This window comes from Streptococcus caprae (assembly GCF_042649745.1).
GTDB classification, from domain to species: Bacteria; Bacillota; Bacilli; order Lactobacillales; family Streptococcaceae; genus Streptococcus; species Streptococcus caprae.
In genome coordinates, this window is sequence record NZ_JBHRZV010000050.1 from 48,899 (window position 1) to 72,752 (window position 23,854).

The following is a 23,854-nucleotide window of genomic DNA, read 5'->3' on the forward strand; positions in this document are numbered from 1 at the left end:
CTTTCTTATGCCCAGCGGGATTTTTCTTCCAGGGGCAGGGCAAAGCGTTTCTGCAACCAAGTATCTGCCAAATCAATCCACTGGCTAGCATCGCGATTGACCTCCGTCCAGGCTGCGGCGGTCGCTTGGGTAGCAAGAGCCAGCCCATGTGGTCCTTCTTCAAAAATATGCAATTCAAAGGGAATTCTCGCTTCCGCAAGAGCTGTTCCAAGACGCGTGGATTGGCTGACAGGAACCAACTGATCTCCGGCAGTCGCCCAGATAAAGGTCGGTGGTGTTGCCTCATCGACTAGCCGTGCCGCACTGGCTTGGAGCAACTGTTCCTCAGAAGGTGTCTCCGTTCCAAACAAGGATAGATTTGCCATTCTAAAGAGACCTTGAGCCATCTGATCTTGCCTTTTAACATGGGCCTCATGGGCAAAGTAATCCGTAATAGGATAGCCTGCGATAATCGCTGCTGGCTTGATTTTGTTGACATCAAAATGGTCCGTCACGATTGGCTTATTCCAATGGACACTGTAGTTGGTCACGTTATTTCCTCCAGCAGAAAAACCGCAAAGAGCTATCTTATCCGTGTCAATCAACCATTCTTCTGCATGGTCATGGATAAGCATGAAGGCGTGTGCGATATCATGAATGGCTGCAGGAAACACCGTATCTGTTCTGCCTTTGATCTGACCTGAAAAAACGCTCTCAAAATCATCATCTGCTTCTAAAAGGACATGGTAGCGAAGCACAAACGCATGGTAGCCCATACTCGCAAAGCGCAAAGCGACCGCTTCCCCTTCACGGTCTGAACAGTTCAGATAAGCCCCACCTGGACAAATCAAGACAGCAGGCCGCTTTTTCCCATCGAGCAACTCTGGAGAGTCACTAAGGACATAGGTTGTTAAATCAACATTGGTTCTGTTTTCATCTAACGTAAATCTTTCAATAATCATCTCATCACACTTTCTAAATCACTTTTTATAATTGAATTGTTTCGCAAAATGGCAGAGCGGGTATCCCTGCTTGATTATATAAATTGAGGGTCATCCAGTTGGATTGTCCCAAACTGACACGCAATTCTGTGAAATCCTTGGCCTCTGAAAACCTTAGGATCAGGTTATCCCGGTCAAGCCTCTCTGTGAAAGAGAGCGCCTCACCATTAGCCTCCACTTTCAGACATGCTACTCGCTCACCCCTAATCACCAATCCTTCTTCAGCATGGTTAAAATGAAGCACCACTTGACCCGCATCATAAGTTACACTTACGAGAGCAGGTCCATCTGCTTCTACCAAGTGGCCGTAGGTGTGTTTTTGGGCTAACAAGGCTAGTCGTTCCCCTACCGTCTTTTTATTTTTAGGGTGTATGTCAAATCGTTCGCCTAGATCAGAAATGGAGCAGAGGTAGGTCAAATTTGTTTCCTTGACTGCCTCCTGCTGGCAATTACGAATAATGTCATACCGAATAGCCTTATTCTCCAGCCAAGACTCATAACCTGGTAATTGAACGATATAAAAAGGTGTTTCTTCTCCAAAAACCTCACGCCAATCTTTGATGAGTCCCTTCAATAAAGATTTATAGTGGTACTGTTTACCCTCTACATCATTACTTTCTCCCTGATACCAGAGAATCCCAGCTATCGTTATATCCTTTAGCTGAAGAAGCATGTTCTCGTATAGACTGGCAGGGAGAGCTTGGGGCTGCAATGTGCTCCTATAGGTTTTGATTTCCTCACCCACATGTGTCAAGAAGGCCCCAAATTCCTCTGCTTGAACTGTCCTTGGCATCACCAATTCTCCAAAAGCATCTTCAAAAGGGAGCCCTCTGTTGTTCAGTGGAGAAGTGCGTTGCTTTTCCCAGTAAGCTGCCATATCTTCCTTGTTTAGCCAATCTTGGTAGGCATCGAAAGTTTCAGCATCTAGCTCTCGAATCGTTTCCAGTTTCATCCATGATTGGATTTTAGTGCCACCCCAGTTACAGCCGATGACCCCAATCGGGCTGTCTATGGCTCTTGATAAATGTTTCGCAAAATAATACCCAACAGCGGACCACCATTCTACATTTTGAGCATCTGTCATACGCCATTTGCCCATTTCTGAAAAATCAAAATATTCCACAGCCTGCGCAAAAGCCATTTCTGGCACATCGTAGAAATAAATGTGATCCGCCAGCTGTGACAGTTCTTCTTGAAGGTGCTTTTCATAGCGCATGTGGAATTCCATATTGGACTGGCCACCTGCTAGCCACAGTTGCCCGATAGCAAGACGCAAGCAAATCTCGTCTGAGTCTGTCGTCCAAACCCGTAATTCCTCTTGCCAAGAGGTCTCTAGAGGTGGCAGTAAAATCTCCCAATTGCCAACCTCATCAGCTAGAGTTTCCAGCTCACAATTTTGAAGACAAAGGGAAATCTTAGACTTCGGACAAGCATTGCCCCAAACTTTCTGGGGAGCACCTGCTTGAAGCAGCATATGATTTTGGAAATAAGGTGCAAGTTTTAACATGGGTTCACACTTTCTTTAGGCTACTGTTAAAATATAGCGTTGATAGGATTTTAATGGGGTTTCGGCTTGATTTGCCACCTCTAACAAGAGATGAAAGGTATCTCCTAGCTGAGCATCCGCAGGAATGGTAAAGGTGACTTCCGAACTGTCGCTTCCAGCCATAGGGAATTCCGCTTCGAGTAGCATCGGCTCAGAATGCTGGGCAATAGGAATCTCCATATCCCCTAGTTTCCCCATAACCATTTGAAGAGGTACTTGACTTAAGTCCCAATAGCTAGAGGCTTCATAATAGCAGGACCACTTGTAAGCCAAGGGGAAACCATTTGGATCACTGGCTGGATCGGATAAGGTGATGGTTTGCCCAGCTTGAACAGAGATATCGCGTGATTGTTCGGTAAACTCAGGGTAGTGCACCGCCTTATCGAAATGATCTGCAACACACCAGTTCGCTCTTGCCGCAAAATCTGCCTGAATGTCTGGAATCCAGCGAGCAATGCTGTACTCTGTCTCAAAACGGCCTGTCTCAGGGTTATAATCCGCAGACTTGTTACCGTAGGTTTTGCCAAAGAGAGAATCAAAGCGACCACCCCAACCGCCATATGTTGGGTGCTCAAACCCCCGCAACCCTTGCGCTAGGAGATAGAAGTATGAAGGAGAATCGCCTTCTGAGATAAAGGAGAAAGGTGCGACCTCTGGATGCTGGTCCAGGTAGTCCTGGGTCCCAAACTGATACTGATCGGGTTCCCCTTCCAGATAATGCCCATCCCCAATCAAGGCGTATTTGTCCAGCAGTGGCCCCTTATTCTTCAAGTGCGTTAAGAACCAATCTGGTTTAAAGACCTGCTGGGTTTTCTCAGGTAAGTAATGCCAGACATAGGCAAAAAAGCCAAAATTGGTGTAGTCGTTGATGACTGTCAAATCCCAGTTGGTCTTGATATAGTCATCATAGGTGTCGTCCTGATTGAGGATGATGTAAAGAACAATCTTGGCTTCGACCTTTTGCTTGATGGTCTGCCAATCGTCTGTCCCCTCATAGCGGTCTTGGATGGTCTTGAGGGCACGAGCCGTCGTATTGGTCCCACCCCAGGTCTGGATAAGGACCGGTCTTGGGTCATCATCCAAAAGGACAGAGACCATATGATTGGAGCCAGCGGTCTCTTCTGTCATCTCACCTTCATCAGTGATATTGCCGATATGATAGAGGCTGTGCAGATGGTCTGGACTTGGGTAGTCAGGGTCGTGCTTGATCAGGTTTAGGTAGACCTGGGCATAGCGGTCAATCATCTCTGGTATCCAGGTTGTCCCTGTCCAGCGGTAGGCTGGCTTGGTCGCAGTTCCACTATAATGAAACTTAGAAGAGGTCAGAATCAACCCAGCCACATCCAAGTCATTGGTATAGAGGAGAAAGCGGATAAAGGAATTCATGTCGTCAATCTCACCATCGGTCGTGACAATGGTGCGAGGTTTGGTTAGTCGAGTCATCTGGTCCTCCTAGTTACCGGTACCGTAAACTTTCAGCACTTCTTCTTTTACCACTATTATACTCCCTTTCCCCTGACGAATCCGACAAAAACTTGCGGAACGTGGATCCATTTCGATAAAGCGGTGGTTGAGTTTGTCTTCAATCCTTGCAGTCCCATCAAAAATCTTCTCAACCAGCTGGAGATAATCTTCCAGATAGGACTTGTCAATCGGAGCACCGTTATGGTTGGGCATGAGGTAGTCATAATGGTCGGCGTAGGCCTGTAAAAGCTCCGTATTTGCTTTGAAATTTAGCAGGCGCTCCTTGATATCATAGCTCTTAGCTGCCGCTTCATTCCGAGAATTTTCAAAGAGGATGACCTGAGCTGCCTCCATCTCATCCCCACAAAAGAGCATTCTCTCTCTTCTATCGAGGAAGAAAAGGGCCGAATTACAGTGGGCGGGCTGAACATCCAGCAGCTCAATGCTACGATTTCCAAGCTCAATGGTATCACCTGCCTCAAGGGTCAGGCGTTTATAGTTGGGAAATGGCAGGGCTGTTATGTCAAAGGGACCAGTATTTTTAGTTACGGAATGGTCATCAATCTCATGCCCCCGAGGAATCAGGACCTCTTCAAACTCACCATTGCCACCGGCATGGTCTGGATGAAAGTGAGTATTAGCACAAATAAGAGGCTTGTCCGTCAAGGACTCTGCGAAGGCCCGCAAGGTCCCAGACCCATAGCCTGTATCCAAGAGAAGAGCCTTGTCCTCACCTTCCAGCAGGTAAATATTCTGACTGCCCGACATAAAGTTAATCACCCAGGTACCGGGTCTAATCTGATAGGCCGTATAGGCCGCAAAAATTTCAAGTGGGTTCATGAAAAACTCCTTTTAATATCTTATAAACAAAGAAAGCCCTAGGTTCGCCTAGGGCTTTCAGTCACTAGGACTGTTTTTTGTTCAATTATGCTTCGTGGTTGTCATCTGAGTGGTCACGGATCATGGACTTCATTGCTGCGATATCTTCGCGGTGCTTATCTACTGGATTGAAGCGAAGTGCAAATAGCATCAAGAGACCAATCACTACTGGTGCACCAAAACGTAAGAAATTGATGGCAAACATTGTAGCTTCATTTTGTTGACCAATAGCATTAGGGACATAACCTACTAGTCCAAGAACAAAGAGAACACCTGAGTTGGTTAAAGCATTCCCACACTTCTGAGCAAAACCTTTGATAGATGAAATCACACCATTAGCTGAAATTCCCTCAGTAAACTGGATATAGTCAATAGCATCGTTCACCAAAACGTTAACCAAAGCATTTTGCATTGTTGAGAACATGGCAGCTGCAAAGCTGAGGACAACCAGAAGAATAAAATTTGTTTTACCAAAGAAGAAGAGGGCAACAAAGAAAATACCTGATGCAAAGACTGAGAAGGCCAATGCTTTTTGAGCAGTTTTCAAGTATTTAAGCACCAACGGCATAACCACCATCATTGAGATAATACCTGCTGGCGAAGTTAGTGCCATGTAAGTACCAATTAAATCTGGACGAGCCCAATAGTACATGACATAATAAACCGATGCTGCAAAACCTAAGCCATACCCTAGAGAAGCTAAAACCCAAACCACGATAAACGGTGCTAATTCTTTATGCTTCAAAATGCGTTTCAAATCTGCCGAAAGTGGGCGATCAGGAAGTGGTTCAATATATTTTTCCTTCGCAGACCCAAATAAGCCCCAGAAAGTTACGCAAGATAAGGCTCCAAGGATTAACATAAATGGAATATAACCATTTGAAACACCGAGAGTTGCTTCAAACCAAGCCTTGATATCCATACCAAATGACGAACCAATGGTAAAGGAAATCGCAGTTGCACCTGCACCCAATGAGATAATCAAGTTACGGTTGCGATCCTCTTTTACATGGGCTGGCAAAATAGCCATTTGTGGCATCGTGTACATCGTCACAGTCATCCCATAGCCAATATACATCAATAAGAAATACCACCATTTCCCAGATGCTGAGAAATCGGGTACGACCCAAACCATAGTGGCAAAGAAAGTGAGCAGCAATGGAGCAGGTAAGAAGTATGGACGATACCGTCCCCACTTAGATTTCGTACGGTCAGCCAAGACACCCATCATAGGGTCGTTAATGGCATCCCATAATGTTGCAATCAACATAATCAATGCACCAGATGTAGCACTAATTCCTAGGTTGTCCGTCATATGAATACTTAGGAATGATGCCATTGCAGCAGCAATTACCATGGCTGGCCCACTCACAGACGTCGCGTGGAAGAAGGCAAATTTGCCATCAAGTCTTTCGTTAGACTGTTTGTTTTGTTCCATTAGAAACCTCTCCTTTGTTTCTGATTTGTTTTTACATTCTAAGTATATCGTTCTGTAAACGGTTCCGCCATATCCAAAACGCCTATATCATGTGTTCATTTTATAGATTCAAATTAGGTAGGTGGAAATCAGATTCTCATAAACCAAGACTTAAACAGCTATAAAATAAGGGTTTCCTAGAATTATACGGACAATTCTCAACAATTTATACTATTCATTTTTGAGGTCACGATGTCTATTTCCTATTATGAAGAGACTAGATAAAGAACAACCGTTTTTTGAACAAGCGAAAAGCCCCAGCTTTCGCCAGGACTCTTCAGGAGATTTATGAAAAAGAAAAGTTTTTGAGCAAGTTCTTGAGACTTTAGTCGCTTAGCACTTGCCATGCAGAGACGTCCGTCAGTTCGGATGAAATCCGTAACGATTCGATAACATCTACTGCTAGGATGCTTATAGTATAGCCAGGCTGGCTTAAAGTAACCTAAACTAGACCTAAAACTTTTCTTAATGTACTTTTAAAATTCCAAGGTTACTTCTTCGGTTGCTGATTTGAGGGTCAGGCTAGCTGTTTCAGCGGTCTTGGTGACGATGATTTGGGCGCGGCCGTTGAAGGTCTTGGCAAAATTGTCCTTGTAGTCTTCCAAGGGTTTTGGATTTCCTGTACCGAAGCCTTGAAGAACTGCCCCTTGAAGGTCCGTGATTTCCAAATCAACATCCGCATCGTTGACGACGATGCCTGCTGCGTCTGAAATTTCAACAGACAAGTAGGTCAAGGCATCGGAAGCGTAGTCCACTGCTAACTTGAGACTTGCTGAGTCAGTATCCGCGGTAGCGAGCACGTTCTCTCCAATCACTTGACCGCCAGCGTAGTTGACCGCTCTGAGAGTCCCTGCTTGGTAAGGTAACTCAAAATAGGTGACAAAGGCCATGTCGTCTCCGACTGATTTTCTATCGATCAAAACATCATTCAAGTAGAGTTCAACCTCATTACCTGGGGCATAGACCTCAACAATGACCGACTGACCATCGACATCCGACCAGGTCCAAGAGGCCGTGCTATCTGAGATGACCCAAGGTGTCTTGATCAGGTTGCGACCATAGTGATGCGGGTTTTGAACTGCGATGTAAGGCTCCTGGCGCAGGCCAAAGACAACCTCACGGTAGTAAGACGCTGGACGGCGGAAACCTGTGATGTCAATGTCCCCGACGTAAGCCAGCTGGGCTGGGAAATAGGCACCAAAGCCACCCTCACCCCAGTTATAGGCAGGAATCCCCACACCGGCCTCACCGATGTAGTCCCAACCTGTCCAGGTGAAATCACCGATGACAGCTGGAGTCTTAGTGATAATGTCCCAGTTCTGGGCAATCTGTGGCGGATAGGTTTCAGAACCCACCATGACACGATTTGGGTAGTTGACACTGTCGCCTTCGTAGCGTGGCGTCATATAGTTGTAGCCCGCAATGTCAGTCGTTGACGCCGCAAATTCCAGGTTGCGAGAAACGGTATCGTGGCGAACAATGTTGTGCATCTGGGTCGCCATCATGGTCATGAAGTCATTGACGTTGCCCGAAAACTCCATATTGGCATCCGCTGCCAGGTCCGCCATAATGTCCATGATATCATCGCCAGCCGCAAAGACACCGTTGACTGCTGCTAGAGTTGGACGGCTGTTGTCGATAGATTTGAGGTGGTCGTTGATTTGACGGGCCAGGCGGCTGCCGTGCTTGGTCCCGATTTCTGGGATTTCATTCCCGATGGAGTACATGACAACTGATGGATGGTTAAAGTCGGTCTCCACCATGGCCTTGGTATCACGCTGCCATTTTTCATCAAAGACCAAACTATAGTCAAAGTCAGACTTAAAGCGGGTCCACATGTCAAAAGTCTCATCCATGACGTAGAGACCGAGCTCATCGCAGGCTGCCAAGAGGGCAGGAGCTGACGGGTGGTGGGACATACGGATGGCGTTGAAACCAGCCGCTTTTAGGATGGCAACCTGGCGGAGGTGGGCATCCTTGTAAGTTGCTGCTCCAATCAAACCGCTGTCGTGGTGGATACAGGCCCCGCGGAATTTAACCGCTTTGCCATTGACCAAGAACCCACGCTGACTATCAACAGATAGAGTACGAATGCCGATCGGGCTGGTATAGCTATCTATTGTCTCCCTGTCAACAACCAAAGCTGTTTCAAGGCTGTAGAGATAAGGTGTCTCGGCAGACCAGGTCTGAGGTTGGGACACTGTCAAAGCATAGGTCAAATCTGTCTTTTCTTGCGAGAAGAGGTAGTAAGAACGCTCATCTTGGCTGACCACATTGCCCTCAGCATCCCGTAGGGTCGTCACCACTTCAAAATCTTGAGGCAGGGTGCCTTCGTTATGAACAGGGAGCTTGATTTCCAGCTTAGCAAGGTCATCCGTCAATTCGGTCGTTTTGACCAAGCTACCCTTTGGTCCGATGTGTAGGGCTTGGCTGGTCAAGAGGTAGACGTCACGATAAATCCCTGAGCCGGTATACCAGCGGCCATTGCCCATGGCACCGTTACGAGCCTGAACACGGATTTCATTGGTCTTGCCAAAGTCTAGGTAGTCGTTGAGTTTTACATAAAAAGTTGTATAACCATTATGATTTTTGCCCGCTAGACGACCATTGACATAGACAAAAGCATTGGCATAGACACCCTCAAACTTGAGGACAAAAATCTTATCCTTGTCCGCCTCAGTCAGGTCCAGATAGGTCGCATAGGAGTAATTCTTCCCATCACGGAAACCTGTATTTCCTGAGTTAGGACTTTCTGCGTATGGCTTTTCAAAAATCATGGCATCATGGGGCAGGTTGACATCCGTAGCATGGCCAGGTACACTCCAGACCAGAGCGAAGGCATCCTTGTCCTCCCAAAACTTCCAGTTGGCGTTGAATAATTGTGCTTTCATAGGAACTCCTCTTCTTTTTCTTTTGATAAATAGCAGAGCTGTTGCTTTATACTGGTTAGTATACCGCTTTCTTTTCCTTTCTGCCATAGTCAAAAAAAATCTGACCTATGGTCATTTCCTAGGTCAGATTGGAGGTTAAGATTTTGAAAATTTTTTACTGAGGTGCAGAAAGAATTGATAGGGCAATTCCAATGCAACCCCAATTAAAATGTACTCTGGATGAGAATCCACCTTACCAAGGCTGACAGCACCCATAATCAGAAAACCAAGACTCACCAGCAATGTAATAATGGCAAGTGTGAGAAAAACCTTGTTCCGATGAGAAAACATAGGACTTCCTCCTAGTCTTCATAATCCACAGTCAGATAAACCCCGTCTTTGAGCAAACTAGACTTGGTGTAGCTGATCACTTTTCCATCCTCCAGTGCGGCCTGAGCTTTTTCTTCCCTTACTTTTCCCTCTAAGAAAATACGACCCGTCTGGCCAGCAGGAACTGGATAAGTTGTAATCGTCTCAAATCCCGATTCTACTGGGCTGTCAATGATGAAATCTCCTAGCCTGTAGCTTTTACCTGATGTCTCCGAATAGGAAACCTCCATCTCTTCCGCTTCTGCTTTTGCTTCAACCAAAGGGCCCTCGCGAAGAGTTTGAATTTCTGAGCTCTGGATCTGAGCATTCTTATCTAGCTGAGAACCAAAATCCTTCTCAAAAGCCTGCTCGACCGCACTACGCTCCTCCTTGCTTTTAAAGCGGTAGATGACTTGATTTTTCTGGTCATAAACCACATTGTCAGCTTGCTGGCTTTGATCACAGTCAAATCGCAAGGGCATAAAACCAAGAACAAAAACAAGTGCTATCAGAGCAAATGTAATTCTTTTTCCAAACTTTTTCATAGCTTTTCCTCCTTTGGAAACAAAGAAATAAAGCAAGGTTAACCTTACTTTATATTACCATGAAAACGTTTTATTTAGAAATGATTTGAAGTTATCCTCCTACTGTTGCTCTATTTAAATGGGCTTACTTGTAAATATCTTTTCTATGACCAATTTCAACTGCTAAGACAACCAACTGTTGATCTCTAATCTGACAAATTGCCCTATAATTACCAATTCTATAACGCCATAAACCTTTTCATTTTCCTTATATTTCTTTTCTATACTTTTTTAATTTTTTACAAATAACAAGACTTTTATCGACCATAAAAAATATGCGTAGGGAAGCCTCTGCTCCCCCTACGCATCATCAATCTATATTAAGACAAACCTGGAATTTGAGCAACAATATCAGCGTCAGTGGTTTCAATAATATTAGCTACACTGTTCAATTGTTGATTAATATCTTCAAGCAATTGTGCAAATTGCTCAATATTTGGAGCCAATTCATTGAATTGGATTTCAAAGCTATCAAATGCAGTACCAGACCAGTTTGAGGCAATGATTTCTTGTTCTGTACGCAATATAGATAAAACATCATGCACAGATTGAGAACCATTAATATACTTAACGGCAGAATCACGTAGTTCTTGAGGGGTTAATTTAATCAGTGTCATATGTAGACCACCTAAAACTTTTAAATTGATTTTAAACTAATTTATATATATAATTCAAAAATGTTTCTTCATAAGTAACAAAAACTAAAACTCTATGTTTTATTGTGTTTTTTGTCACTTTTTATTGCTAGTTAGTGATTTTTTATGCATATAATTTAACCTAACCACCTTCAAAATCAAAGCCCATTTAGATTGAAACTATTAAAGGATTAGGTGATAAATGAGAACATTCTATTACCCGCTTATCCTATCCACCGATGCAACCAATAACCTTTCCTTACATCCTCCTACTTCTGCTCCCTGAATTCGGCTGGACTGAGGCCGACAGTTTTCTTGAAGATTTTGTAGAAATAAGAAGGGTTTTCGTAGCCGACCTTAGTAGCGATTTGTTCGACGGGAGCCTTGGTGTACATGAGGTAGTTGGCAGCCACGTTGACCCGCTGGAGGTGAATCAGTTTGATGAAAGACTTGCCCGTGTGCTTTTTGAGGTAGGACGACAAATAGGACGGGTTGAAGCCAAAGTGCTCACCCATGTCTTCTAGGGTGATGGTCGCATAGTTTTTCTCAATATAGAGTAAAAGCGACAGAAGGGTGTTCTCCGTTTTAGCTGCCGTTCTGACCTGAGGCTGACTGTTCTGGGTCAGCCGAATGAGCCGGGCAAAGAGAATCAGCAGGGACGAATGAATGATCTGGTTGGACTGGCCATCACTATGAAAGTATTCATAGACAATATCGTCAATCGTCTCTGCTATTTTCCCCTCCCCACGAGAGCGAAAGACGGTGTACTGGGGCTGACTATGGACATCCTCGGTCGGCATGAAAAAGAGGAGGTTAGTCAGGTTAGAAGTGCTGGTGTTTTGGCGGATAAAGTCCAAATCAGTGATGGAAAAGGCGTTATTTTTGAGGGTGATATTGATAACGACATCCTCATCGCCAATAGGCTGGTTTTGGTGGGGCGTGTAAGCTCCAACGATGAGTAGGTCTCCTTGATCCAGGACCACCTGTTCGTGCTCAAAATCGATGGTGGTCTGACCCTTCAAGGGCGTAATGATGTCAATGTAGTCATGGACATGCCAAGGGACATAGGAATTGACGGGGTTAACTGTGATGACAATAGGCTGAGGATTTTCCTCTAGGCCCACATCAAGGGTCTGGAAAAATTCATAGACAGGATCCTTGCCCACTCTGCCATAAGTATTGGGTTTAAAAATCTCTGTCATTTGAGACCAGTCGTGCTTGACGACGTACTTGGAAAGCTCCTGTAAAATTTGTTGGCGCATGCTTTTGTTTTCTCCGATTTATTTCTTCTATTTTAGCAAGAATAGGGAGAGAAAGCAAAGGGGTAATAGCTGAGCAACTTCTTAACGATTAGAACCGACAAGCTAGAGTGAAGAAGGAACTATCTGGAGGGAGAAGTTTAGTTTTCAACACTTAAAAAAACAGTATCCCCTCCCGACTTCAGTTCAGGACTTGATACTGTTTTTTTCTGATATTTATTTAACTAGGCCAATAGGAGGCTGTGCAGGATAAAGTCCTCTGACCGATCGATGGACAGGGTCACCTCGTATAAGCCTGCTGGAGCATTGAGGTCTGCATGAAGGAGCTTGCCATCTCTTACTTGAACAGTGCTGACCCTTTGACCGTTAAAGAGAACGATTAAGGTTGCCGAACCTGTAGCCTCAACCTCGATATTCTTCCAAGTATCCTGGTGTTCAATATAGCGGAAAACGATTTTGTCTCCAGCCTGGACATTGGTCACTGCCTCACCGTGGCGCTCATCGACATCAATATAGGCTTGCCCCTCCAATTCACAGGCTTGGTAGCCATAGATTCTTTCTCCAGGAGCAAATGGCTTGCCAAGACCTTGGGAGGTCATCTTGACTTCATCTATGCTGCCATCAGGATTGATGGTGATTGGTTCAATGCAGAGTCTTCTGTAGCGTTGACTATTGCGACTGGACCGATGGTAAAACACGTACCACTGGTCTCCAAATTGCTGAATAGAGCCATGATTGTTCCAACTCTGAGGGTCACAACCCTCGTTATTGATAATGACGCCTCCATAGGTATAGGGACCCAAAGGATGTTTACTGGTCGCATAGGATAGAGAAGTCGGCTTGCCGTAGGCAATGGAAGCATAGACAAAATAGTAGGTATCTCCAATTTTTCGGATGGAAGATCCTTCGTGGAAGAAATGCTCCTCCTCAGTCACCAGACCGTCAACCTGGCTGTCCAGGTCCAATGAAGTCATATCAGGATTGAGCTTGGCACCGTGCGAGAACAACTGCCCCCCAAAATAATAGGCTTGGTCATCCTCATCGATAAAGACCGCTGGATCAATGCCACCGATTGGAAAACGCGACAGCTGGGTGAAGGGCCCTGTTGGCGAATCCGAAATTGCAACCCCTTCGCTGTCATCCGGCATACAAAAATACAAAAAGTAGGACCCATCTTTATGGATGGCATCAGGGGCAAAAAGCAAGGGAGGTTTGGGACCATTGGCTTCTTCTTCAAACTTGGCCTTCTCATCCGTATGGTCCATATCTGCCAACATTTTTTGGATAAATGGAGTGGGCTTAGACCAATCAATTCCTGGATAATGGGGAGCTTCTGGGTCGTTGAACCAGGGAACATCCTGCCCTGAAAGGGCCACAGAATGAATGGTCCACTCCTTCATATCAGCCGTTGAGACAACATGGTACTCTTCCGAACAAAAGACATCCTCTCGATTGTCAAAAGAACCATAGAGATAAAGCTTGCCATCAGGCATCTGGTGAGCTTCCACATCTGGCACATGATAAGAGAGTGGTAGGATGGGATTTCTGGTATTTGACACTGTTTCCATACAGTAACCTCTTTTCTTGGATTATCTTCAGTATAGAACTTTTTGTCAAGAAGACCATCTCAAATACTAGGTTCTACTATGTCAAAATCAACGATTCTAATTTAAAAATAAGCGGGGGTAGTCCCTTAACTTCACGCCAAACTCTTGTTCAAATTTCTGATAAAAGTGATAGGCATTGGACATGCCAACCAGATCCATAATATGGGCAATGGGAAGACTTGTCTCATCCAGAAGACGCTTGCTTTCCTTTAGCCTTTCTTCTAGCAAGAGCTGTTTAAAGGTCTTACCATAGGTTTGTTTAAGCAGGGCCGATAGATAATTCGGACTGTAATGAAAGTGATTCGCTGTCTCGGTCAAGGTCACTTGGGCTAAATGAGAGACCATGTAGGCTAAAATCAGCTTTGGCGACTGATTGGTTCGATTTGGTCTGGTCATGGTCAGGGATTTTTCACGGGACAAGAGGGTCAAGAGAATTTCCAGACTAGCCTGTAAGATTGATAAACTGGATTGTTGGGGTTCAAAGTAATCCAAAAGCATAAGGCCAATCACATGCCGAATACGATCTCCTTTTATCCCACTGTAAACCAAGAACTGGTCGTGTTGGCTATCGTCACCCAGACACTCCTCCAAGAAAGAAACCAGGGTTTCATCCTCTAAACTCAGCAAGCGAGACCGCTTCAAAAAGTGACTGGGAAAGATAATATTGATCACGATGTCATCCCTGCCATGAGGGCTGGTCGAGTGAACAACATTTCGGTCCAAAATGACTAGATCTCCTTGGTGGAGCTGGTAGGTTTGTCCGTTCAAACCCTGCTGGGACCTGCCTTGGTAAACATAGCAGATTTCAATATAATCTTGCCGGTGCTCAGGAACACGGATAAAACGAGGCTGTTTAGAGATTTCCAGACCATCCAGCGAGGTCATCTTAAAAAGCGGCAGCTGATCCTTGGCTGTAACAGACCTCTCAACCTTAAAATGTTGGGCTATTTCCCGGGTCGTTTGCCCCTGCAAAGCTAGACGCTCAATGTGATTATAACGGTGTAAAATTTTTTCAGGGCCACATCATCCATGGCGAACTCCTTGACTTGTTTTTCCAGAAGCACTTCCTGATGGCCTAATCGCTTAGACTCGTTCTGGCTGGACGTTCCTCATCCTCACAAACGTTCCTGCAGTTTCTCCACAAAGAGGTAGGCAGCTGGGCAGATGAGGGTATTTTTGAGGGTCAGGTTGTTGATCTGGTAGATTTTCTTGCGGTCCGTATGGGGAAAGGCAGCGCAGGCCTTGGGACGGACATCGTAGATGCTGCAGAGGTTGTTCTCGCCTAAAAAGGGGCAGGGCATGGACTTGAAGACCTTGTCGCCATCCTCGTCCACCTGCAGATACATCTCCTCAAAGGCCGGCAATTTCATGCGAAAATGCTTGGCAATCCGCGTGATGTCCGCCTCGGTAAAATCTGGTCCCAGGGTCCGGCAGCAATTAGCACACTGGGTGCAGTCGATCTCTTGGAAGACTTCATGGTGGATGTCTTGGACGATTTTATCCAGGTTTTTCGGGGCCTTTTTCTTGAGAGTGGCCAGAAACTTGCGGTGCTCCTTCTGTTTTTGCAGGGCCAGTTGCTTGTATTTTTCGATATCGACAGCTTGCATCATGGTCGTCACTTTCTTCTGAGGGTAGTGTCTTGATTATAGCATAGTTGCCTGGGAAATAGTAGAACCCCGCACGCGCTCAGTGCAAGGCTCCGCTATTTTCCCAACCACAGATGACCTGTGAAATGAACACACCTTTTCTTTTTTTTCACAATGGAAAACCCTTGCAGGCTGGTGTAAAATGGTAGGGTAAATGAGTTTGGGCACTGCGCCCACTCCTAATCATGGTAAACTAAGGAGAGAACACATGGTAAATCTTAAAGCCAATCCCTATCACTTAACAGACGAGCAAGTGGCCTATGTCGAGGGCAAGGTTGCTGCGATGACCACCGACGAAAAAATCGGCCAACTCTTTTTTGTCATCGGTCAGGATGAGAAAATGGTCAACTTGGATGATTTCATCGACAAATACAAGCCTGGTGGCATGATGTACCGCCCAGGTCCAGCTGCCGACCTCAAACGTCAAATCCAGCAAATCCAAGGCCGTTCAGATATTCCACTCTTTTTCGCAGCCAACCTTGAGTCTGGCGGAAATGGTATCATCGCAGAAGGAACCTGGTTGGGAATGCCCCTCCAGATGGCGGCCACAGACGATACCGATGCAGCCTTTCAACTAGGTAAGGTGGCCTCCTACGAGGCCAACCAAGTCGGCTGTAATATGAGTTTTGCACCGATTGTCGACATTGACTACAATTTCAAAAACCCAATCACCAATACTCGGACCTTCGGCTCTGACCCAGCCCGCGTTCTCCGCATGGCACAAGCTCAGATCAAGGGGCTCGATGAAAACCAGGTTATCCCAGTCATCAAGCACTTCCCTGGTGATGGAGTCGATGACCGCGACCAACACTTGCTCTCCAGTGTCAACAGCCTCTCAGCTGATGACTGGTCAGCCACTTACGGCAATATCTACAAGACTCTCATTGACGAGGGCGTGCCAAGCGTTATGATTGGCCATATCTTCCAACCAGAATGGGAACGCAAACTGCAACCTGGTATCGAAGATAAGGACCTCAAACCAGCATCAGCTTCTAAACTCTTGATTGATGGTCTCTTACGTTCTGAACTTGGTTTCAACGGAATGGCCATGACCGATGCAACTGCCATGGTCGGCTATAACGTTATCCTGCCACGTCAGGAATTGTTGGTCGAAACTATCAACGCTGGTATCGACATGATTCTCTTCAACAAGAACATTGACGAAGACTACGCAGCCGTCACTGAGGCTGTCGCAAATGGTACGATTTCCGCAGACCGTTTGGACGAGGCTGTGACCCGTATCTTGGGAACCAAGGTCGCTCAAAATTTGGTGACAACCGATGGAAAACTGGGCATTGCTATTCCAGAAGAATTGGTCCTTAAAACAGAAGAACATTTGGCCATCGCAGAGCAAATCGCCAAGAAATCTGTGACCCTGGTCAAAGACCGTGATGGCATCCTGCCAATCTCTGCTGAGAAAACACCTCGTGTTCGTCTGGTTGTCCTCGGGGATTCTGACGGCGGTGGCTTCAAAGAAGGGGGCAAGGTGACAGACCTCTTCAAGGATGGCCTTGAAGCCCTCGGTTTCCAAGTGACTCCTTACGCCATGGACTTCCATGAAATGTTTGAAGAGGGTGTTGAAGATTTGCAAAACAAATTTGACCTGGCCTTCTACGTGGCAAACGTCGAAACCGCCTCTAACCAAACGACAACCCGTCTCAACTGGATTCAACTCATGGCTGCCAACGCCCCTTGGTTTGCGGCCAGCATTCCAACGGTCTTTGTTTCAACCGCCAACCCTTACCACCTCTACGACGTGCCATTCCTGTCAACCTTCGTCAATGCCTACACTGGTAACCCTGCCAGTGTTGCGGCGGTTCTGCGCAAGGTAACAGGGCAAGAAGACTTCGAGGGTGTGAGCCCAGTCGACGCCTTCTGCGGCGACTTCCAAGCTAAGTTATAAGACCAGATTGGAGCGCTTAAACTAAAGCATAATTTGTCAGACGCAGTGGTTGAGTGGGGTCTAATTCGCTGATTTTATCAGCTTTTAGAACCCTAACGAATGACGCAATCCTTGTTTGCTTTATTTCCAACCTCAAACAGCCCTATCGGCTGTTTAAGCTATGCGGAGGTGGGAGTGAAACGGTCTAAGAAGAGACCGTTTCAGCCTGAGCCCAAAAAACTCAGAAGCGAAGTAAATCGAACTCTTCAAGTTACCGATTTTTGTCCACTCTCTATTTCATAAAGGAGAAAATCATGAACATCTACGATATTACCATTAACCATATGACGGAGCCGGTCGGTTTTGAGCTCAAGAGCCTCCATGTGGCCTTCAAAATCGAGGCTGACCACTACGAGCCCGTGACCAAGCAAGTAACGATCACAGCTGATGACACTGTCCTTTATCAGTCTGAGGCTGTGGCTTTTGACACCAACAGTTTTGACCTCAACCTTGACTTGGCTGCCCGCACCCGCTATGATGTGACTGTGACTGTTGCAACAGCAGCTGGTGAGGTTTCAGGGACTTCATTCTTTGAAACAGGGAAAATGGCAGAGCCTTTCACAGCACAGTGGATTGCGAACAGCAACAAGGACCTTCAAAACACCCTTTTCCGTAAGACCGTAACCCTTGATAAGCCGGTTGCCAAGGCTCGCTTATATATGACAGCGCTTGGTCTCTATGAAACTTACATCGATGGTCAAAAAGTTGGTCAAGAATTTTTAGCACCTGGCCAAACGGCCTATGACCAATGGGTTCAATTGCAAACCTACGACGTGACAGACAGCTTGACTGCTGGTGAGCACGAATTCCTCATCTCAACTGCTGATGGTTGGTTCAAGGGACCTTACGGCTTTATCGAAGGTGTAGATTGTATCTACGGCGACCAACATCGTGCCCTGGCTGAATACCACATCACCTATGAAGACGGTTCAACAGAAGTCATCACGACAGATAAGACTTGGGAAACCACTGCTGGCCAAGTCACCAAGTCATCTATCTACTACGGTGAAGACCGCGATGACACCCTGGAAATCACAGGTTGGGAACCTGTTGCGATCGTTGACGGTAATTTTGACGTCTTGACAGACCGTCTCAGCCTGCCACTCGTGGTCAAGGAAACCTTGGATGTGGTTGAAGTCCTTAATACTCCTGCTGGTGAAACCGTCCTTGACTTTGGGCAAAACCACGCTGGTCTCTTCCGCTTCTATAACCGGACTCCAAAAGGCACTAAGATTTTCTTGCAAGTCGGTGAAATCCTGCAAGAAGACAACTTCTACAACGGTAACCTCCGCTCTGCCCGTGCTGGATTTGAATACATCTCAGACGGTGTTGAGAAATGGGTGCAACCAAAATTCACCTACTATGGTTTCCGCTACATGAAGGTTGAGGGACTTGATACTGTCAACCCTGACGACTTCAAGGCTGACGTAGTCTACTCCGACATGGTGTCAACTGGTGACATCACTACCAACAATGCCAAGGTTAACCGCCTCTTCCAAAACGTTATCTGGGGACAAAAAGGGAACTTCTTTGACGTACCGACTGACTGTCCACAACGGGATGAGCGTCTCGGCTGGTCTGGTGATGCCAACGTCTTCTCAAACACAGCCCTCTTTAACATGGATGTTTATGCCTTCTACCGCAAATACCTGCGCGATATGGGCATTGAGCAAGACCTTAACGACGGTCGTGCGCCTATGTACGCCCCATCCTTTGGTAACCAAGACGGTGGTGGCGCCATCTGGGGTGATGCGACAACCTTTGTTCCATGGAATACCTACCAAGCGACTGGCGATGCCAGCATCTTAACCGAGCACTACGACTATATGAAGGCTTGGGTGGATTGGATTGGTCGTCAAACCAAGACAGAAAATCTCTGGACTGGTGGTTTCCAATTCGGTGACTGGTTGGCCTTGGACGGGGAAAACCCAGCCATGCCAACTGGTAAAACAGATGAGGACTTTATCGCCTCTATCTACTACCACTACTCAGCCCATATCGTTGCTGAAACAGCTAAGCTGACTGGCAATACTGCTGATGCAGATTTCTACGCTCAGCTATCCGCCAATATCCTCGACGCTATCCGCAATGAATTCATCTCCAACAACGGTCGCCTCACCATCGATACGCAGACTGCTTATGCTCTCGCTCTACAATTTGACCTAGTGCCTGAGTACCAGCGCCAACGTGTCGTGACAGACCTGGTAGCTCGCCTACACAAGGACGACGACCACCTCAAGACTGGCTTTGTCGGCACGCCTTTCATCAACCAAATGTTGTCTAAGTTCGGCCACCACAAACTGGCGACCAAGATTTTCCTTCTGGAAGACCTGCCAAGCTGGCTCTATGCGGTCAACATGGGAGCAACAACGGTTTGGGAACGCTGGAACTCTGTTGAGCCTGACGGCAGCATGAACCCTGAGGGCATGAACTCCCTCAACCACTACTCTATCGGTGCCATCATGGAGTGGGCCTACAAGTACGTGGTCGGCATTCGCAACGGCAAGGACGGCTACCGCGAGTTCGATTTTGCGCCTGAGTTCGACTATCGTTTGGATACTGTAAACGCGCATTTTGATTCAACTTATGGTAAAATCGCTGTCGCTTACCAGATTGAGAGCGATGATGACCATACGATTATCGTTAACTTGACCGTGCCATTTGGTAGCACTGCCCATGTTACTCTCCCACGCGCAGAAGACGTGACCGTAACGGTAAATGGCGACGCACATGAGGGTGGCCAATTTGACCTAACAGCAGGTAGCTACGCCATCAGCTATGTCCCAAGCAAGAACTATATCGAGCACTACACAGCTGAGACAACTGCTGCTGAAATTATGGCTGACACTTACCTCGTCGAGCAGATTGATGCCATCGACCCAGTCCTTGACTTCTTCCGCAAGGACCCAGGTGCTGTTCACGGCGGTCTTGGGAAGATGTCTCTGGCTAAGCTCAACGCTATCCTGCCATTCATCACCATCTCTGATGAGAACTTGGCAAAAATTGCTGAGGTGTTGGAAGCTACGCCAATCCTCGCCCAACGTAAATAATACTCTTCCAAAATCAAACAGTAGAAATAAGGAAGGTGAACGACACGTCTTTCTCTTCGTCACATCTACTGAAATTCGAGGAATAAGGAACTATAAGGATAGAGTCTGTGGCAAAAGCCACAGACTTGTCCTGCTTATCACGAAAGGAACTCTTATGTTTAAAGGTGCACTTTTTGATTTAGACGGTGTTATCGCCGACACCGCTGTTTACCACTTCGCAGCTTGGCGCCAGTTGGTCAAGGACCATTTTGACGCTGACCTTCCTGACAGCCTGGAAGAAAAAACCAAGGGCGTTAGTCGCGAGGATTCGCTCCGGGTTATCTTGGATTATCTAGACATCACAGTCCCAGAGGATACTTTTGTAGCTCTGGCTGCGGAGAAAAATGACGCCTACGTCAAGGCCCTTGATGCGGTGACAGAGGCTGATATTTTGCCTGGAATTACTGATTTTATTTCAAACTTACGGGATCAAGGTGTCAAACTAGCTCTAGCCTCAGCCTCTAAAAATGGTCCCCTGATTTTGGAAAAGTTGGGCCTATCAGATGCCTTTGATGCCATCGCTGATCCTGCCAAGGTCGCTGCTGGCAAGCCTGCCCCTGATATCTTTATCGCTGCTGCCCAAGGCCTGGGACTACAATCAACTGACTGTATCGGTGTGGAAGATGCTGTCGCTGGCGTAACCGCCATCAATGCGTCAGGTGCCTTCTCTGTTGCTGTCGGTGGCGATGAACTCAGCCATGCCAACCTTCGCTTTGACGGAACAGCTGACTTGGACCTCGAAGCTATCAAGGCTGCCTACCAAAATCACTAATACTCTTCCAAAATTAAAACTAAACGTCGTTAGGTTTCCTTGCCTAACGCTCTTATGTCTGCGTCAACCTGCCTTGTCTCTTTTGATTTTGAGTGAGTATAAACTACTTACAAACTGATAGAGGACGTTTAGGAGGTCTGCACTAAACTAACCTTTAGTGTGGACAACTCGACCTCACTACTTATTTCAATATTTGTCAATCCCCATAACCAGGAGACTACCATGAAACGAACTGACATTAATATCCGTGACCCTTACGTCCTAGTTCACAAAAATAAGTACTATCTCTACGGCACTCGCAGTGCAACGACCTGGTCGGATGCGGACGGCTTTGATTGCTACGTCTCTACTGACCTTGAGAACTGGGACGGACCCATCGAGATTTTCAAGCGCCAGCCTGATTTCTTTGCCACCCAAAATTTTTGGGCGCCTGAAGCCTATGCCTACCAAGGCAAATTCTATCTCCTGACAACCCTGGGTGCCAAGGACCGCCAAAAGGGAGTCTATCTGCTTGAGGCTGACCAACCAACTGGGCCTTTCCAACTCGTCAGCAACCGTCTGACGCCAGAGGATTGGGCCGCCATCGACGGCACCCTCTACTTCGAGGACGGCAAACCCTACCTCATCTTCTCCCATTCCTTTGAGACCTCGCCCGATGGTGACATGTGTTTGCTTCCCCTGTCGGAGGATTTACGGCAACCCATAGCAGAGCCCGTCACCCTATTCTCAGCAGCTGACGCCAGCTGGGCTAGACCCATTCCCTTTGCCAAGGCTGAATTCGGTCTCGACGGCGATGTGTACTTCACCGACGGACCTTCAGTCTTTCAAGACGCAGATGGTGAGCTCTTTATGCTCTGGTCAAGCTGGGGAACACAGGGTTACGCAGTCGGCCTTGCCAAGTCTGAGACCGGTCTGGTGCGAGGACCATGGTGTCAGCTGGACATGCCACTTTTTGGCGAAAATGGCGGCCACGCTATGATCTTTACCGACCTGGATGACCAGCTCCGCTTTGCCTACCACTTCCCAAATGACCACTACAAGGAAATGCCACAATTCGCCGACCTGGTAAAAATTAACGGCAACTACCAACTGGAAAATCGCAGCGACCTGCGCTAACCATGACTTAAAGCTCAAACTAAAAGGAGTTCCCCATGACCGTAACCCACTACCAAAACCCTATTCTACGAGGCATGTATCCTGACCCCTCTATCGTGCGGGTCGATGACACCTACTACATGGTCAATTCGACCTTTGAATATTATCCTGGTATCGCTCTGTCCAAGTCGACAGACCTCCTCAACTGGACCAAACTGCCAGGAATTGCCACCCAGCCCAGTCAAGCTGACCTGCGGACATCTAAATCTAACGAAGGCATCTTTGCCGTCTGCATTCGTTACCACGAAGGGCATTTCTACGTCATCACGACCAACTTCGCGGAGTTCAAGAACTTCATTATCCGCGGTACCCTAACCGCTGACGGTGAGTCCATCATCTGGGAAGATAGCCGTGTGGTGGTTGACATTTTCGGGATTGACCCTGATCTCTACTTTGAAGACGGTCGAACCTATGTTCAATTTACCGGCTACATCGATGACAAGGGCACCAAGGCCATCCAGCAGGTTGAAATTGACCTTGCGACGGGTGCTATCCTTCGTGGACCTGAGGTCTTGACGCTGGGAACTGGCGGCCGCGATGTCGAAGGTCCTCACATCATCAAGCGGGACGGCTGGTACTACCTTTTGGCTGCAGAGGGCGGAACTGGCATGGGCCACATGATTACCATGTTCCGAGGCAAGGACCTCTGGGGACCATTTGAAGGGGCACCGCAAAATCCCCTCTTTACCAACCGCGACCGTGCTGAGGAAGCCCTGCAAAACATCGGCCACGCGGACCTCTTTACGGATACTGACGGCAACTGGTGGCTAACCTGCTTGGCAACTCGCCCTGCCTCTATCGGCTTTGTCAAGATTACCAATATCGGTCGCGAAACCCTGCTCTATCCTGTTGATTGGTCGGGGGACTGGCCTGTCATCTACACTGGCGTTCCAGCTCAAGATGTGGATATGACTAACTTCCCAAACCACGCTAAAGTCTTGGCAACACCACAGACATTCACACCTTTTGTGGATACCTTTGAAGCAGATACCCTCAATCCTGAGTGGGTGAGCCTCCGCGATAGCCTGGAGAACCGTCTGACACTCGGTGGCGGAAAACTCAGTTTGACCGGTTCTGACCTGCGTTTAACTGACCTCCTCACTCCAAGCTTTTTGGCCCTACGTCAGACCGAGCACGCTGAACGCTTGGCCCTTAATGTTGATGCAACTACCACTGAGGTCAATAGCGGAGCTTTTGGTATTGCCGTGACCATCAACACCGAACACTACGGGGCACTTCTGGTTGAAAAGTCTGAGTCTGGCTATCAAATCATCAAGGCTGCTCAGGTGCTTGATATCGCCCTCCATGAGGTCGTTGGAACCCTGCCAAGCCTGCCAGACCAATTGATTTTGGAACACGGTCCGACCTTTAAACGCTTTACAGCCAAAACCGCTGATGAGACCATCAGCTTTGACCTTCATGCCCAACACTTCTCCAACGAGGCCATCGCCGCCCTTAACACAGGCGATTTTGCCGGTCTCTATGTCCTCGATGACGCCACAGTGACCATCACTAAGGCCGTCCGTGAGACTGTGGAAGAGGCCTAATAGTCGACCAAGCAAGGTCTACTATTCGTCAAA

18 protein-coding genes and 1 pseudogene are annotated in these 23,854 nt (G+C 47.0%); 5 read left to right on the forward strand and 14 right to left on the reverse strand.

Annotated elements, in window-relative coordinates; translation table 11 throughout:
• Positions 1–5: 5 nt before the first annotated feature.
• The 14 genes and pseudogenes from ACFORF_RS08185 to ACFORF_RS08250 form a co-directional block, all read right to left on the reverse strand.
• Positions 6–941: an alpha/beta hydrolase gene (locus ACFORF_RS08185; RefSeq protein WP_380427183.1), complete on the reverse strand. Its 936-nt coding sequence runs from the start codon at positions 939–941 to the stop codon at positions 6–8.
• Between the two features lie 25 nt (positions 942–966).
• The gene (locus ACFORF_RS08190; protein ID WP_380427185.1) at positions 967–2,487 is read right to left on the reverse strand and encodes a sialate O-acetylesterase; all 1,521 of its coding nucleotides are present in this window, start codon (positions 2,485–2,487) and stop codon (positions 967–969) included.
• 15 nt (positions 2,488–2,502) lie between these two features.
• Complete coding sequence (locus ACFORF_RS08195) at positions 2,503–3,969, reverse strand: DUF1593 domain-containing protein (protein WP_380427187.1); 1,467 nt, start codon at positions 3,967–3,969, stop codon at positions 2,503–2,505.
• A gap of 9 nt (positions 3,970–3,978) precedes the next feature.
• The gene (locus ACFORF_RS08200) at positions 3,979–4,830 is read right to left on the reverse strand and encodes an MBL fold metallo-hydrolase (RefSeq protein ID WP_380427189.1); all 852 of its coding nucleotides are present in this window, start codon (positions 4,828–4,830) and stop codon (positions 3,979–3,981) included.
• Between the two features lie 85 nt (positions 4,831–4,915).
• On the reverse strand, positions 4,916–6,307 hold the full coding sequence (locus tag ACFORF_RS08205; RefSeq protein ID WP_380427191.1) for an MFS transporter: 1,392 nt from the start codon (positions 6,305–6,307) through the stop codon (positions 4,916–4,918).
• Between the two features lie 515 nt (positions 6,308–6,822).
• On the reverse strand, positions 6,823–9,237 hold the full coding sequence (locus ACFORF_RS08210; RefSeq protein ID WP_380427193.1) for a glycoside hydrolase family 2 TIM barrel-domain containing protein: 2,415 nt from the start codon (positions 9,235–9,237) through the stop codon (positions 6,823–6,825).
• Between the two features lie 135 nt (positions 9,238–9,372).
• The gene (locus ACFORF_RS08215) at positions 9,373–9,567 is read right to left on the reverse strand and encodes a hypothetical protein (RefSeq protein ID WP_380427195.1); all 195 of its coding nucleotides are present in this window, start codon (positions 9,565–9,567) and stop codon (positions 9,373–9,375) included.
• 11 nt (positions 9,568–9,578) lie between these two features.
• Complete coding sequence (locus ACFORF_RS08220; RefSeq protein WP_380427197.1) at positions 9,579–10,130, reverse strand: hypothetical protein; 552 nt, start codon at positions 10,128–10,130, stop codon at positions 9,579–9,581.
• Positions 10,131–10,254: 124 nt separating this feature from the next.
• Positions 10,255–10,368 (reverse strand): annotated as a pseudogene (locus ACFORF_RS08225) (type II toxin-antitoxin system RelE family toxin); the annotation flags it as partial.
• A gap of 121 nt (positions 10,369–10,489) precedes the next feature.
• Positions 10,490–10,786 carry a WXG100 family type VII secretion target gene (locus ACFORF_RS08230; RefSeq protein ID WP_380427199.1) on the reverse strand — a complete coding sequence of 99 codons (297 nt, stop codon included), beginning with the start codon at positions 10,784–10,786 and terminating at the stop codon, positions 10,490–10,492.
• A gap of 287 nt (positions 10,787–11,073) precedes the next feature.
• A complete protein-coding gene (locus tag ACFORF_RS08235; protein WP_380427201.1) occupies positions 11,074–12,066 on the reverse strand; it encodes an AraC family transcriptional regulator in 993 nt (330 codons plus the stop codon).
• A gap of 221 nt (positions 12,067–12,287) precedes the next feature.
• Positions 12,288–13,631 carry a family 43 glycosylhydrolase gene (locus tag ACFORF_RS08240; protein WP_380427203.1) on the reverse strand — a complete coding sequence of 448 codons (1,344 nt, stop codon included), beginning with the start codon at positions 13,629–13,631 and terminating at the stop codon, positions 12,288–12,290.
• Between the two features lie 96 nt (positions 13,632–13,727).
• The gene (locus tag ACFORF_RS08245) at positions 13,728–14,642 is read right to left on the reverse strand and encodes an AraC family transcriptional regulator (protein WP_380427204.1); all 915 of its coding nucleotides are present in this window, start codon (positions 14,640–14,642) and stop codon (positions 13,728–13,730) included.
• Positions 14,643–14,785: 143 nt separating this feature from the next.
• Positions 14,786–15,280, reverse strand: a complete 495-nt coding sequence (locus ACFORF_RS08250; RefSeq protein ID WP_380427206.1) for a YkgJ family cysteine cluster protein — start codon at positions 15,278–15,280, stop codon at positions 14,786–14,788.
• A 244-nt stretch (positions 15,281–15,524) separates the two neighbouring features.
• On the opposite strand from ACFORF_RS08250, the gene ACFORF_RS08255 reads away from it, so the two are divergent.
• The 5 genes from ACFORF_RS08255 (at position 15,525) to ACFORF_RS08275 (ending at position 23,821) form a co-directional block, all read left to right on the forward strand.
• Positions 15,525–17,219 carry a glycoside hydrolase family 3 protein gene (locus ACFORF_RS08255; RefSeq protein WP_380427208.1) on the forward strand — a complete coding sequence of 565 codons (1,695 nt, stop codon included), beginning with the start codon at positions 15,525–15,527 and terminating at the stop codon, positions 17,217–17,219.
• A 293-nt stretch (positions 17,220–17,512) separates the two neighbouring features.
• On the forward strand, positions 17,513–20,308 hold the full coding sequence (locus ACFORF_RS08260; RefSeq protein ID WP_380427210.1) for an alpha-L-rhamnosidase: 2,796 nt from the start codon (positions 17,513–17,515) through the stop codon (positions 20,306–20,308).
• A gap of 154 nt (positions 20,309–20,462) precedes the next feature.
• Entirely contained in the window at positions 20,463–21,119 is a 657-nt protein-coding gene (gene pgmB, locus ACFORF_RS08265; RefSeq protein WP_380427212.1) for a beta-phosphoglucomutase, read from the forward strand.
• A 222-nt stretch (positions 21,120–21,341) separates the two neighbouring features.
• Positions 21,342–22,235: a glycoside hydrolase family 43 protein gene (locus tag ACFORF_RS08270; RefSeq protein WP_380427214.1), complete on the forward strand. Its 894-nt coding sequence runs from the start codon at positions 21,342–21,344 to the stop codon at positions 22,233–22,235.
• 35 nt (positions 22,236–22,270) lie between these two features.
• Positions 22,271–23,821 (forward strand): glycoside hydrolase family 43 protein, encoded by a 1,551-nt coding sequence (locus ACFORF_RS08275; RefSeq protein WP_380427216.1) that lies wholly within the window; start codon positions 22,271–22,273, stop codon positions 23,819–23,821.
• Positions 23,822–23,854 lie beyond the last annotated feature (33 nt).

Coding starts and splice junctions, on each gene's coding strand:
- ACFORF_RS08185 (WP_380427183.1), bottom strand. CDS start 941: ATGATTATTGAAAGATTTACGTTAGATGAAAACAGAACCAATGTTGAT.
- ACFORF_RS08190 (WP_380427185.1), bottom strand. CDS start 2,487: ATGTTAAAACTTGCACCTTATTTCCAAAATCATATGCTGCTTCAAGCA.
- ACFORF_RS08195 (WP_380427187.1), bottom strand. CDS start 3,969: ATGACTCGACTAACCAAACCTCGCACCATTGTCACGACCGATGGTGAG.
- ACFORF_RS08200 (WP_380427189.1), bottom strand. CDS start 4,830: ATGAACCCACTTGAAATTTTTGCGGCCTATACGGCCTATCAGATTAGA.
- ACFORF_RS08205 (WP_380427191.1), bottom strand. CDS start 6,307: ATGGAACAAAACAAACAGTCTAACGAAAGACTTGATGGCAAATTTGCC.
- ACFORF_RS08210 (WP_380427193.1), bottom strand. CDS start 9,237: ATGAAAGCACAATTATTCAACGCCAACTGGAAGTTTTGGGAGGACAAG.
- ACFORF_RS08215 (WP_380427195.1), bottom strand. CDS start 9,567: ATGTTTTCTCATCGGAACAAGGTTTTTCTCACACTTGCCATTATTACA.
- ACFORF_RS08220 (WP_380427197.1), bottom strand. CDS start 10,130: ATGAAAAAGTTTGGAAAAAGAATTACATTTGCTCTGATAGCACTTGTT.
- ACFORF_RS08230 (WP_380427199.1), bottom strand. CDS start 10,786: ATGACACTGATTAAATTAACCCCTCAAGAACTACGTGATTCTGCCGTT.
- ACFORF_RS08235 (WP_380427201.1), bottom strand. CDS start 12,066: ATGCGCCAACAAATTTTACAGGAGCTTTCCAAGTACGTCGTCAAGCAC.
- ACFORF_RS08240 (WP_380427203.1), bottom strand. CDS start 13,631: ATGGAAACAGTGTCAAATACCAGAAATCCCATCCTACCACTCTCTTAT.
- ACFORF_RS08250 (WP_380427206.1), bottom strand. CDS start 15,280: ATGATGCAAGCTGTCGATATCGAAAAATACAAGCAACTGGCCCTGCAA.
- ACFORF_RS08255 (WP_380427208.1), top strand. CDS start 15,525: ATGGTAAATCTTAAAGCCAATCCCTATCACTTAACAGACGAGCAAGTG.
- ACFORF_RS08260 (WP_380427210.1), top strand. CDS start 17,513: ATGAACATCTACGATATTACCATTAACCATATGACGGAGCCGGTCGGT.
- pgmB (WP_380427212.1), top strand. CDS start 20,463: ATGTTTAAAGGTGCACTTTTTGATTTAGACGGTGTTATCGCCGACACC.
- ACFORF_RS08270 (WP_380427214.1), top strand. CDS start 21,342: ATGAAACGAACTGACATTAATATCCGTGACCCTTACGTCCTAGTTCAC.
- ACFORF_RS08275 (WP_380427216.1), top strand. CDS start 22,271: ATGACCGTAACCCACTACCAAAACCCTATTCTACGAGGCATGTATCCT.